Source organism: Romboutsia sp. 13368 (assembly GCF_018336475.1).
GTDB lineage: Bacteria > Bacillota > Clostridia > Peptostreptococcales > Peptostreptococcaceae > Romboutsia.
In genome coordinates this window covers 1,948,724-1,961,102 of the sequence record NZ_CP048741.1, presented here as the reverse complement: position 1 = coordinate 1,961,102, position 12,379 = coordinate 1,948,724, and the positions used below count along the sequence as shown (strand labels likewise).

Sequence of the window (12,379 nt, the reverse complement as noted above, 5' to 3'; positions counted from 1 at the left end):
AATAGGTATATCACAAGCACAAGTATCCAGAATAGAAAAAAACGCACTAAAAAATATGAAAAAATATATATAATAAACTTATTATTATCGTTGGTATTTATATACCAACGTTTTTTATTTCAATAAATTACAAAAAAGTACATTATATTTTAGAAATTAATACTAAATATAAAATCACTAAATATAAATACAAAGATAAATTTTAAAAAATGACTTATATAGGTCATTTTTTTTTGGCCAAGTTCATAATTATTTCTATAAATATATTTTTTATTGAGAGGAGATATAATATGATAAGAGTATCTGATATAATGGAAAAGGAAATAATAAACGTAAAAAATGGAAAGAGAATGGGATTTATAACTGATATAGATATGGATATAAATGAAGGCAAAGTAATATCATTTTCTATTTCAGGAGATAGTGGAAGAGGTTTTTTTTCTAGAGGATATGAACAAGAGTCAATATTTTGGAATGATATACTTAAGATAGGTTATGATACTATAATAGTAAATATAGGATCTGAGCTTAACTTAGACGAATTTAATATATAGCTACAAAGGAGGAATAAAAATGCAATGTCCTTATTGCAATCATAAAGAATGTAAGGTAATGGATTCTAGGCATACGGATTCAAAATCTATAAGGAGAAGAAGAGAGTGTGAGTCTTGTAAAAAAAGATTTACAACTTATGAGAAAATAGAGACAACACCTATAATGGTAATTAAAAAAGATAATACAAGAGAATATTTTGATGGTGATAAGATAAAACATGGTATATTAAAATCATGTGAAAAGAGACCCGTTTCAATTGAACAAATTGAAGAAATAGTATCATTTATTGAAAATGAAATAAATAAAAATTACATATCAGAAATAGAAACTGGAAAAATTGGCGAAATGGTAATGTATAAATTAAAAGATGTGGATGAAGTATCATATGTAAGGTTTGCATCTGTTTATAGACAGTTTAAAGATATAAATACTTTTGTTACAGAACTTAAGAATATACTAATGGAAAGAGAAAACTAAAGATGGATAAATATATAAAAGTACAACAGATTGATGAAAAAATAGATTTTGTAAACTTAGCTATAACACTTAGCAATGTTGATTCTAAATGTAGAGATGATATGGAACTTGTTTGCGAAAGTGCTAATTTTAATATAGAAAACTTAACAAGTAATATACAAATACATTCAGATATAGTTAATAAAATAGATGAAAATAATATAGGAATAAAACTAGAAGGTGATGCTTTAATTACAAATGTAGTTAATGTACCGTTATTAATTTTTACAGCAGACTGTGTGCCAATAGCTATAATAGATAAAAAGAATAAAGCTATTGGTTTAGCTCATGCTGGATGGAGAGGAACTTTTGAGAGAATAGCTAAAAAAACTATAGAAAAAATGAATAAATATTACAATACTAATTCGAATGATTTAGTTTGTATTATAGGGCCATCTATAGGACCATGTTGTTATGAAGTATCTAAAGAGCTAATTGAAAAATTTAACATGAATTTTACAAATAGTACTGAAAAATTTTATACAATAGAATGGGATAAATACAAACTAGACTTATGGAAGGTTAATGAGCTGATATTAAAAGAATGTGGAGTAAAAGATGAAAATATAATAAATTTAAATTTATGTACAAGTTGTAATAGTGATAAATTCCATTCTTACAGAAAGCATAACCAAACTCCAAAAAGAATAGGCACTATACTACAGATAAAATAGAGGAGGATACATTATAATGAAGCCTAAAATCCTTATCATAGATGATGAGACTCATATAGTAGAACTTATTAAATTCAATTTAGAAACATCAGGATATGAGGTAGATTTTGCATATGATGGACTAGATGGATACCTTAAAGTAAAAGAAAATACACCTCATTTGGTGTTGTTAGATTGGATGTTACCGAATATAAGCGGTATAGATGTTTTAAAAAAAATAAGAAGTGATAAGTCGCTATCTAATATACCAGTTATAATGTTAACTGCTAAAAATATGGAAAATGATAAAATAGAAGGCTTAGAATTAGGTGCAGATGATTATATAACAAAGCCATTTAGTATAAAAGAATTATTAGCAAGGGTTAGTTCAGTACTTCGAAGATATAATATAACTAAAGAAAATGTTGAAAGTATTTTAAACGTAGGGAATTTAAATATTAATCTTCTTAAACATGAGGTATCTAAAGGAAATGAAAAAATTGATTTAACACTTAAAGAGTTTGAATTATTAAAGCTATTACTTGAAAATAAAGGTAAAGTGCTTTCAAGGAATTATCTTTTAGATAAAATATGGGGATATGATTATTATGGGGAAACGAGAACTGTAGATGTTCATATTAGATATTTAAGAAAAAAAATAGAAGGTGATGATTCTTCTGAAAAATATATTCAAACTATACGAGGCGTAGGATATAAGATAGACTAATTGTTAGGAGACATCAATATGGATAATTTTTTTATGATTTTTATAACTCTAATAGCATCTACAATATCAATAATATGTATTAGATATACTATAAGACTAAGAAATTATTTAAAGGCTTTTATAAAAACATCTAAACAGATAAGTAAAAAAGAGTTTCATTCACGTCTAAATGTAGATGTAAAAGGAGAGCTTGGAGAATTAAGCAGAAACTTTAATGAAATGATAGATATAATGAATAGTAAGATTGAAGAAGTTGAATATAATCACCTTCAAATGACATCTATACTAAAAAGTATATCTCATGGTATTTTAGCTATTGATATAGATGGAAGTATAATGCTTATAAATGAGGAAGCAAAAAAAATATTAAGGTGTAATGAGTATGAAAGTATAGAAGGTAAAAATGTAAATGCTGTAATAAAAGAAGGTAGTATTCTAAAAGAAATAACTGCATTTAAAGGATCTAAAGAAAGTAGATATATAGAGATAACAACTGATGATGAAATAGTATATAGTATAAATTTAGACCCTATATATTTACAAGATGTAGATAATGTAATAATTGGATCTATTATAAATATAAAAGACATAACAGAAAAAGTTCAATTAGAAAATATGAGAACTGACTTTGTGGCCAATGTAAGCCATGAACTTAAAACCCCTCTTACATCTATTAGTGGATTTGTAGAGACTTTAAAATTAAATGAAAATATAGATGTATCAACTAGAAATAGATTCTTAGGTATAATAGAAAGTGAATCGGATAGATTAAAAAGATTAATAGATGATATATTACTGTTATCATTTATAGAGAAAAAAGAAACTAAATGTTTAGATTTAATCAATGTATATGAAGTTTTTATGGAAGTTTATGAAATGACTGACTATTTTGCTAAATCTAAAAATATAAGTATAAGCTATAAATTAGATAATGAAAATATAGAGATATTATCTAATAGAGATTATATTAAACAAATATTTTTAAACTTAGTGGATAATGCAATTAAATATACTCCAGATAATAAAAATGTATGGATAGAAATTGAATATGAAAATAATAATTTAATTATAAAGGTAAAAGATAACGGAGTAGGTATACCTAAAGAGGATATAAATAGAATATTTGAAAGATTTTATAGAGTAGATAAAGCTAGAAGTAGAGATGTAGGTGGAACTGGACTTGGGTTAGCTATAGTTAAACATATAGTTAAAAATCTAGGGGGCTATATTAATGTAAAAAGTGAATTAGGAAAAGGCAGTGAATTTACTGTTACTATACCAAATAAAAATTTCCTTAAATAAAGGAAATTTTTTTTTGTTTTTGTGCAAACTAACTTTAGTTACATTTTTAAGTTGATTAGTATAAAAATAAAAGGAGTTGATAGATAATGAAGGAAAGTCTCATAGCTGATGAGTTATTTAGGCGTGCATTTATAGTAGCTTTACTTATAGGAATATTTACTAGAGGATTGGTATTAAGGATTACAGATAAACAGTATCCGTCTAGACCTCAAGATTATTTAGAACAAATAATAATATCTGGATTAGCAGCAGCTCTTGGTGCAATTGCATTTCCAGCCTTAATCGATAAAGAATTTTCTGCATTAACATTTTTTGCAGTAGCAATACAGCAATTTCAAGGATTATCACAAGAAGAACAGATATCAATAGAAAACATCGATGAAGGAGAGGTAGTTCCTAAAGGTGCAGGATACATAGAAGAAATATCATCTACATACGAGAGTAGAAGTTATATAAGTTTATTTTCATCATTAGTTGCCTCAGTATTATACATATATCCTGCTAGAGCTTATAAATTAGGGTTTCTACCATGTACTATTTTAGCGATAATAGGAGGAGCAATAGTAGGATTTATTTTTAAATGGTATTTAAAAAGACGTAGCATAGGAGATATAGCGGATGTGGTAGAGGCTAAAATTAATTTTGATGGCCCAATATTAAAGGTTAATGATGTATATATAAATAATATAGGTTTAGAAGATAGCAGAGATAGATATTTAAACCAAGGTATTGCAATAGAAGTTGTACCTAAGGATATGAAGGCTTATGGGATTATTAGTGATTTAGGTCAAAGACAAGCTATACTTCATAATTTATTTATTCATTTTGGTATAAATAAAGATGTAGATGAAAAAGATTTATTAGCTACTACAAAACTTGACTTAGATAAAAATACATTACTAATTCCATATTTACCGCTTGTTAAAGATATGGATGAAATAATGAAAGTAGTAAAAAGTACACCAATATTAGAAGTGTCTAAAGGAAAACAAAGTGCTTATAGTGGTGAAAAATTATAAAGTGAGGTGATAATAATGGACAAAATATTTTTTATTGGTATTATTATAGGCATGTTATCGAGACTTATTATGTTACATTTAGATCAGAAACAATATCCAACTGAACCAAATATTTTATTGTCTCAATTGGTTTTAGCATTCGTTGCCTCATCATTAGGTGCCTTATTAGTACCTGCACTTATAGAACGTTCATATACATCTATAACCTTCTTATCTTTAGCAGCACAACAATTTAGACAAGTAAGGGATAATAGAAGGGATACATTACAAAGCTTAGAAGATGTGCAATTAATACAAAGAGGAAATGCATTTATTGAAGAGATAGCTAGAACTTATGAAGTTAGAAATTATACTTGTATAGTTACTTCATTTATTACAGTAGGAATTTATTATGTAATTACAAGTGAATTTAAGTTAGGTGAAATACCATCAATTATAATAAGTTCTATATGTGGAGTAGTTTTAGCATTTATACTTAAAAAAGCACTTACAAGAAAAAGTATTGGTGATATAGCAGATGTGGTACCTGCTGAGATTAGCTTTGTAAATGAATCTATTATGCAAATAGGAGATTTAAAAGGAATCACTAATGTAGGTTTAGAAGCAGATAGACAAAAATATCTAACTAGAGGACTAGGAATAGAAATAATACCTAAAGATAAAAGTTATACTAATATAGGAACAATATATGATCCAGGTCAACGTCAAGCTATTATATATAATATATATTCTAGAATTGGTATATCAAGAGAAGATACTGAACCAGCTTTCTATCCATTACCTAGAATAAATTTAAAAAATGGTAGCCTTATGATAGCTGTTGTTCCAGTAGATAAAGATATTAATAAGTTAATAGATGCTGTTAAATCATGTCCTATTTTATCTAGTGCAAAAGGAAAGAATGTATCATTAAAAAATTATAAAATAGACGAGAAGGGAAGTGTATAAAATGGGAATGAATATAGGTATAACTGATTATACTCTGGGTATAATTACAACAGATAAAAATATGAAAACTGCAGGAGGATGTCCAATAATTTACGCAGATGATAATAAAGATCTACAATATAAGGCTATGCTAATGGCTAAAAGTGTTGGTGGAATGGTTCACTCTATTAGTAAAGAAATATTAATTGTAGTTAAACATTAGAAGGTACCATATGGTACCTTTTATAATCTGACAAATATTGACGTAATTTAATAAAACATGTTATCATAATATGATGTTTAAATAAACTTATACAACTTTGCAACTTAAGATATTAAAATAAATTTTTTAAAAGAGAAGTGGTGACTTTAAATGGAAGTAAACGTAAAAAATACGAATAACATAATAAGTAAAGTATATAAAGGCAGTATTGCAGAAGAATTAGGAATAGAAGTTGGAGATTTACTTATTTCTATAAATGGAGAGCCAATACATGATATAATCGAATATAGATTTTTATTAAGTGATGAATATCTAGAAGTGGAAATACAAAAACAAAATAGAGAAATATATATATATGAAATTGAAAAAGATTATGATGACGATTTAGGTATTGAGTTTACAAATCCAATAATAGATAAAGCTAAGAGTTGTAGAAATAAATGTGTATTTTGCTTTATAGACCAGTTACCTAAAGGAATGAGGGAGACTCTTTATTTTAAAGATGATGACTCAAGACTTTCATTCTTACAAGGAAACTTTGTAACTCTTACAAATATGAGTGAAGAAGATATAAATAATATAATAAAATATAGAATAAGTCCTATAAATATATCAGTACATACAACAAATCCTGAACTTAGAAAAACTATGATAAAGAATAAGTTTGCAGGAAATTTATATAGTATAATGAAGAGATTAGCTGATGCACAAATTCAAATGAACTGTCAGATAGTTTTATGTCCAGGTTATAATGATAAGGATGAATTAGAAAGAACAGTATCTGATTTAGCTAAGTTATATCCTTATGTAAATAGTGCGGCAGCTGTCCCAGTAGGAATAACTAAGCATAGAGATCATTTACCTAATTTAGAGATATTTAATGAAAAAACAGCTGGAGAGACAATTAATCAAGTAGAACAGTTACATAAAAAGTATCTTAAAGAGTTAGGAACTAGATTTATATTTTTATCAGATGAGTTTTATGTGATGGCTAACAGAAAGCTATTAGATTATGATGAGTATGAAGGATTTATACAATTTGAAAATGGAGTAGGTATGATAAGTAAACTTGAAAGAGAAATAAAAGATAGTTTAGAAAACTTATCAAAAGACCAGATATCTAAGACAAAGAAAGTATCTATTGCTACAGGACATTCAGCATATGAATTTATGTGTGAAATGGCAAAATGTGTTATGGATAAATGTCCAGGAGTTGAAATAGATGTTTATAAAATAATAAATAACTTCTTTGGAGATACAATAACTGTTTCAGGTCTTATAACAGCAACTGATATACTAGACCAGTTAAAAGGTGAAGATTTAGGAGAAACACTATATATACCAAGAAGTATGCTAAAAGCTGATGAAGAAATATTCTTAGATAATATAACACTAGAAAAATTAAGTGATATGATGGGAATTGAAGTTGTACCTTGTTTAAATGAAGGTAAAGACTTTGTAGATAAAATTCTGAAATAAGAAAGGAGATTATTATGAGTGATAATAGACCAGTAGTTGCGGTAGTAGGAAGACCGAATGTTGGTAAATCAACATTATTTAATAAATTAGCAGGAAAAAGAATATCTATAGTAGAAGATACACCAGGAGTTACTAGAGATAGAATATTTACAGAAGTAGAATGGTTAAATCATTACTTTACATTAATAGATACAGGAGGTATAGAGCCTGATAACGGAGATATAATATTATCTCGTATGAGAAATCAAGCTATGCTTGCTATGGATATGGCACATATAATACTTTTTGTAGTTGATGGAAAATCAGGATTAACAGCAGCAGATAGAGAAGTTGCTCAAATACTTAGAAAAACTAAAAAACCAGTTATATTAGTAGTAAATAAAATAGACAGTCAAAGTCAATTTGATAATGTATATGACTTCTATGAATTAGGACTTGGAATGCCATTTGCAATATCAAGTGCAAATAGTATGGGACTTGGAGACTTATTAGATGAAGTAGTTCAAAACTTCCCAGAAGGATTAAATACTGAGTATGATGAAGATATAATAAGAGTTGCTATAACAGGTAAACCTAATGCAGGTAAAAGTTCTATACTTAACAATATATTAGGTGAAGAAAGAGTTATAGTAAGTCCTATAGCAGGAACTACTAGAGATGCAGTTGATACTTATGTGGAAAAAAATGGTCAAAAATTCCTTCTTATAGATACAGCAGGTCTTAGAAGAAAAAGCAAAATATATGAAACTGTAGAAAAGTACAGTGTTATAAGATCTATGGCTGCAGTAGACAGAGCAGATGTAGTATTAATAGTAATAGATGCTCAAGAAGGAATAACAGAGCAAGATACAAAGGTTGCAGGTATAGCTCATGATGAAGGTAAAGCTTGTGTATTTGTAATAAACAAGTGGGACTTAATAGAAAAAGACAATAAAACTTTAGGAAATTATACTAAAGAAGTTAAAGAAAAATTCCCATTCATGATGTATGCACCAGTAATATTTGTTTCAGCAAAAACTAATCAAAGAATGAATAAAGTATTAGAAACAGTAGAATATGTAGCAAGTGAACATGCTAAGAGAGTATCAACTTCTGCATTAAACGATGTAATAGGTGAAGCGGTGATGTTAAATCAACCACCATCAGATAAAGGTAAGAGATTAAAGATTTACTACGGATCTCAAACTGGAGTTAAACCACCTAAGTTTACTTTATTTATAAATGATAAGAACTTAACTCATTTCTCATATCAAAGATATCTTGAAAATAAAATAAGAGAAAACTTTGGATTTGAGGGAACACCTGTACAATTTGAATATAGAGAAAAGAATAAAAAGTAAATTTAACTAAGGGGGAATAAATATGCTTAGTTATGTATTAATTATTATAATTGCTTACCTTTTAGGTAATATATCTACTTCTTATATAATAGCTAAAAAAATGATAGGAGTAGATATAAGAACTCAAGGATCAGGAAATGCTGGTACCACTAATGTACTTAGAACATTAGGTAAAAAAGCTGGCGCAATGACTTTTATAGGAGACTTATTAAAAGGTGTTTTAGCAGTACTAATAGGAAAAGTAATAGCTTCTATATCTGGAGTTGATGTTGCTATAGCTGGATACTTAGGAGTATTTGGAGTAGTATGTGGTCACAATTGGCCAGCATTTTTAGGATTTAAAGGTGGCAAAGGAGTAGCAACTTCTTTAGGTGCTATGATTGCCATGAATCCTGTATTAGCATTATCTTGTTTTGGTATATTTTTAGTTATAGTAGCAGTTACTAAATATGTATCTTTAGGAGCTATAGTTGGTATATCTATGTCTCCTATAATGATGTTATTTACTAAAAATAATAAAGGTTTAATAATTACATTATTTTTAACTGTATCTGTTATATATACTCATAGAGAGAATATAAAAAGATTGTTAAATGGAACAGAAAGAAAATTAGGTGAAAAAAAATAAATTTAAATACTATTAGGTGGTGTTTAACATGGAAAAAGTATGTGTATTAGGAACAGGAAGCTGGGGGAGTGCACTGGGACTAACTTTAGCTAAAAAAGGCTATGAAGTTAGCATGTGGACACTTAATGAAAAACAAGCTGAAAAAATAAATAAAACTAGAGAAAATATAGATTACTTACCAGGTGTATTATTCCCAAATAATATGGTTGTTACAACTTCTTTAGAAGAGGCTGTACTAAATAGCACTGTTATAGTTTTAGCAGTTCCATCGCAAGCTATAAGAAGTATATGTAATCAAATAAAGCCATTTATAAAAGATGAACAAATAATAGTTGATGTAGCTAAAGGCTTAGAAAAGGGAACTGGACTTAGATTATCAGAAGTTGTAGAACAAGAACTTCCAAATAATCCATACGTAACTTTATCTGGTCCATCTCATGCAGAAGAAGTTGCAAGAGATATTCCTACTACTGTAGTTGTTGCATCTACTAATTTAGAAATAGCACAAAAAGTTCAAGAAGTATTTATGGGGCCTAAGTTTAGGGTTTATACTAATCCAGATATAATTGGAGTAGAACTTGGAGGAGCTTTAAAAAATATAGTAGCTTTTGGTGCAGGTATATGTGATGGATTAGGTCTTGGAGATAATTCAAAAGCAGCGCTTATGACTCGTGGAATAAGAGAAATTAGTAGATTAGGAGTTGCTATGGGAGCAGATGCATCAACATTCTCAGGATTATCTGGAATAGGTGATTTAATAGTTACTTGTACAAGTATGCACAGTAGAAATAGAAGAGCTGGTATACTTATAGGTCAAGGTAAAAGCTTAGAAGAGACTTTGGCAGAAGTAAAAATGGTAGTAGAAGGAATAACTGCTACTGAAGTTGCATATGAAGTTTCTAAAAAGTTAAATGTAGATATGCCTATAACTAATGCTATATATTCTATACTACATAGCGGATTAAATCCTAATGAAGTAGTAATAAACTTAATGATGAGAAATAAAACACATGAAATGGAAGAAATAGTAAATGATAAGCTAGGATATTAATCCTAGCTTTTTTATTTATTATGATTTTAAATATATAAAAATTTTTGACTACCCTAGATAAAAATAAATAATAAATTTCTGATTANTAAATTTATYCTACWWWWAAKAAWTWAWRWWRWWMTWWRAWKSYKAKWAWWMWWWAKADBTAGBTATABAVAWGATAAAAATAAATAATAAATTTCTGATTAATAAATTTATTAGAAACTAGGAACAAGAAGATATTGTTCTCTAAATGAGTAAGGTTAATTTTTATTAAAAAGAAATTTAAATTTGGAATAATAGTCCCATTATGAAAATATAATCTATTAAGAAATTATATGCAGGAGGGGAACTTGATGAATAACATATATGAAGATATAGCAAAGAGAACTCAAGGAGATATATATATAGGGGTAGTTGGGCCTGTAAGAACAGGAAAATCTACTTTTATAAGAAAATTTATGGAGAATCTTGTGTTACCAAACATAGAAAATGAGTTTAAAAGAGAAAGAACACAAGATGAAATTCCACAAAGTGGTTCAGGTAAAACTATAATGACTGTAGAGCCTAAATTTGTTCCAGCAGATGGAGTAGAAATAAAGATAAAAGATACAGTATCTTTAAAAGTTAGAATGGTTGATTGTGTAGGATACATAGTAGATGGAGCTTTAGGACATGAGGAGGATGGTAGACAAAGATTAGTATCAACTCCTTGGTCACAAGAAGCTATGACTTTTGAAAAAGCAGCAGAAATAGGTACTAAAAAAGTTATAAGAGACCACTCAACATTAGGAATAGTAATATTAACAGATGGTTCTGTAACAGGTATAGATAGAAGTAACTATATTTCAGCTGAAGAAAGAGTAATAAATGAATTAAAATCTTTAAATAAGCCATTTGCAGTTGTTTTAAATACATTAGATCCAGATAGTGAAGAGACAGATTTATTAAGAAGTGAATTAGAAGAAAAATATAATGTACCTATAGTACCATTAAATGTTTTAGCTATGGATGAAGAAGATATAGAAAATGTAATGGAGACAGTACTTTATGACTTCCCATTAAATGAAATAAGAATAAATTTACCTAAATGGGTAGAAGGATTAGAAAGAAATCATTGGATTAAAAATAATATAATATTTACATTAAAACAAAGTATTGCAGAAATAGGTAAATTAAGAGATGTAGATAGTATAGTTCAAGGATTCTCAGAACTAGAATTCTTAGAAGATACAGAAGTAGATAATGTAGAACTTGGAGAAGGAGTTATAAGTATAGGTTTAACTGCTAAACAAGATTTATTCTACAATGTTCTAGAAGAAAAGAGTGGATTTAAAATAGATGGAGACCATCAATTATTAAATCTTGTAACTAAATTATCAAGAGTTAAAAATGAATATGATAAGATAGAGAATGCTTTATATGATGCTAAGACTAAGGGATATGGAGTAGTAGCTCCATCATTAGATGAACTTAGTCTAGAAGAACCAGAAATAATAAAACAAGGAAAACAATATGGAATAAAGTTAAGAGCTAATGCTCCATCACTTCATATAATAAAAGCAGATATATCTACAGAAGTATCTCCTATAGTTGGAAATCAAACTCAAGGTGAAGAAATGATTAAGTATCTGTTAGATGAATTTGAACAAAATCCAAGTGAATTATGGTCATCAAATATGTTTGGAAAATCTTTACATGACTTAGTTAAAGAGCAATTACAAAGCAAACTTTATACTATGCCAGAAGAAATAAGAGTTAAGATACAAAAAACATTACAAAAAATAATAAATGAAGGTAGTATGAATATAATAACGATATTATTATAATTTAATAGTATAAATGTAAAAGGTTAAATTGAAAAATTTAACCTTTTTTAATTCATAAAAAAACAATATTGTATTAAAAATTATAAAATTTAAATATTTTGATTWTWAGCAAACGATGTAATGTTTTTTTTAAATATAATTAAAAGGACAA

The 12,379-nt window shown here is 27.6% G+C and carries 13 protein-coding genes; all 13 read left to right on the top strand.

The window, feature by feature from the left end; translation table 11 throughout:
- Positions 1 to 290: 290 nt before the first annotated feature.
- The 13 genes from G3997_RS08125 to spoIVA all read left to right on the top strand — a co-directional run bounded on the left by G3997_RS08125 (position 291) and on the right by spoIVA (position 12,228).
- Positions 291 to 554: a YlmC/YmxH family sporulation protein gene (locus G3997_RS08125; protein WP_296645291.1), complete on the top strand. Its 264-nt coding sequence runs from the start codon at positions 291 to 293 to the stop codon at positions 552 to 554.
- A 19-nt stretch (positions 555 to 573) separates the two neighbouring features.
- A complete protein-coding gene (nrdR, locus tag G3997_RS08120) occupies positions 574 to 1,032 on the top strand; it encodes a transcriptional regulator NrdR (RefSeq protein ID WP_296645289.1) in 459 nt (152 codons plus the stop codon).
- A 2-nt stretch (positions 1,033 to 1,034) separates the two neighbouring features.
- A complete protein-coding gene (gene pgeF, locus G3997_RS08115) occupies positions 1,035 to 1,745 on the top strand; it encodes a peptidoglycan editing factor PgeF (RefSeq protein ID WP_296645287.1) in 711 nt (236 codons plus the stop codon).
- 16 nt (positions 1,746 to 1,761) lie between these two features.
- Positions 1,762 to 2,451, top strand: a complete 690-nt coding sequence (locus G3997_RS08110) for a response regulator (RefSeq protein WP_296645285.1) — start codon at positions 1,762 to 1,764, stop codon at positions 2,449 to 2,451.
- An 18-nt stretch (positions 2,452 to 2,469) separates the two neighbouring features.
- Positions 2,470 to 3,753, top strand: a complete 1,284-nt coding sequence (locus G3997_RS08105; protein WP_296645283.1) for a HAMP domain-containing sensor histidine kinase — start codon at positions 2,470 to 2,472, stop codon at positions 3,751 to 3,753.
- 86 nt (positions 3,754 to 3,839) lie between these two features.
- Positions 3,840 to 4,772 carry a YIEGIA domain-containing protein gene (locus G3997_RS08100; protein ID WP_296645280.1) on the top strand — a complete coding sequence of 311 codons (933 nt, stop codon included), beginning with the start codon at positions 3,840 to 3,842 and terminating at the stop codon, positions 4,770 to 4,772.
- A gap of 15 nt (positions 4,773 to 4,787) precedes the next feature.
- A complete protein-coding gene (locus tag G3997_RS08095) occupies positions 4,788 to 5,720 on the top strand; it encodes a YIEGIA domain-containing protein (protein WP_296645279.1) in 933 nt (310 codons plus the stop codon).
- 1 nt (position 5,721) lies between these two features.
- A complete protein-coding gene (locus G3997_RS08090; protein ID WP_296645277.1) occupies positions 5,722 to 5,922 on the top strand; it encodes a capping complex subunit for YIEGIA in 201 nt (66 codons plus the stop codon).
- A 150-nt stretch (positions 5,923 to 6,072) separates the two neighbouring features.
- Positions 6,073 to 7,401 (top strand): DUF512 domain-containing protein, encoded by a 1,329-nt coding sequence (locus tag G3997_RS08085; RefSeq protein WP_296645275.1) that lies wholly within the window; start codon positions 6,073 to 6,075, stop codon positions 7,399 to 7,401.
- A gap of 14 nt (positions 7,402 to 7,415) precedes the next feature.
- The gene (gene der, locus G3997_RS08080; RefSeq protein WP_296645273.1) at positions 7,416 to 8,741 is read left to right on the top strand and encodes a ribosome biogenesis GTPase Der; all 1,326 of its coding nucleotides are present in this window, start codon (positions 7,416 to 7,418) and stop codon (positions 8,739 to 8,741) included.
- Positions 8,742 to 8,763: 22 nt separating this feature from the next.
- Complete coding sequence (plsY, locus tag G3997_RS08075) at positions 8,764 to 9,369, top strand: glycerol-3-phosphate 1-O-acyltransferase PlsY (protein ID WP_296645270.1); 606 nt, start codon at positions 8,764 to 8,766, stop codon at positions 9,367 to 9,369.
- A gap of 28 nt (positions 9,370 to 9,397) precedes the next feature.
- On the top strand, positions 9,398 to 10,420 hold the full coding sequence (locus G3997_RS08070) for an NAD(P)H-dependent glycerol-3-phosphate dehydrogenase (RefSeq protein ID WP_296645267.1): 1,023 nt from the start codon (positions 9,398 to 9,400) through the stop codon (positions 10,418 to 10,420).
- A gap of 332 nt (positions 10,421 to 10,752) precedes the next feature.
- Complete coding sequence (spoIVA, locus tag G3997_RS08065; RefSeq protein WP_296645266.1) at positions 10,753 to 12,228, top strand: stage IV sporulation protein A; 1,476 nt, start codon at positions 10,753 to 10,755, stop codon at positions 12,226 to 12,228.
- Positions 12,229 to 12,379: the final 151 nt, after the last annotated feature.

What these genes read in the sequence shown, in the direction of transcription:
- G3997_RS08125 (WP_296645291.1), top strand. Translation starts at nt 291, where the DNA reads ATGATAAGAGTATCTGATATAATGGAAAAGGAAATAATAAACGTAAAA.
- nrdR (WP_296645289.1), top strand. Translation starts at nt 574, where the DNA reads ATGCAATGTCCTTATTGCAATCATAAAGAATGTAAGGTAATGGATTCT.
- pgeF (WP_296645287.1), top strand. Translation starts at nt 1,035, where the DNA reads ATGGATAAATATATAAAAGTACAACAGATTGATGAAAAAATAGATTTT.
- G3997_RS08110 (WP_296645285.1), top strand. Translation starts at nt 1,762, where the DNA reads ATGAAGCCTAAAATCCTTATCATAGATGATGAGACTCATATAGTAGAA.
- G3997_RS08105 (WP_296645283.1), top strand. Translation starts at nt 2,470, where the DNA reads ATGGATAATTTTTTTATGATTTTTATAACTCTAATAGCATCTACAATA.
- G3997_RS08100 (WP_296645280.1), top strand. Translation starts at nt 3,840, where the DNA reads ATGAAGGAAAGTCTCATAGCTGATGAGTTATTTAGGCGTGCATTTATA.
- G3997_RS08095 (WP_296645279.1), top strand. Translation starts at nt 4,788, where the DNA reads ATGGACAAAATATTTTTTATTGGTATTATTATAGGCATGTTATCGAGA.
- G3997_RS08090 (WP_296645277.1), top strand. Translation starts at nt 5,722, where the DNA reads ATGGGAATGAATATAGGTATAACTGATTATACTCTGGGTATAATTACA.
- G3997_RS08085 (WP_296645275.1), top strand. Translation starts at nt 6,073, where the DNA reads ATGGAAGTAAACGTAAAAAATACGAATAACATAATAAGTAAAGTATAT.
- der (WP_296645273.1), top strand. Translation starts at nt 7,416, where the DNA reads ATGAGTGATAATAGACCAGTAGTTGCGGTAGTAGGAAGACCGAATGTT.
- plsY (WP_296645270.1), top strand. Translation starts at nt 8,764, where the DNA reads ATGCTTAGTTATGTATTAATTATTATAATTGCTTACCTTTTAGGTAAT.
- G3997_RS08070 (WP_296645267.1), top strand. Translation starts at nt 9,398, where the DNA reads ATGGAAAAAGTATGTGTATTAGGAACAGGAAGCTGGGGGAGTGCACTG.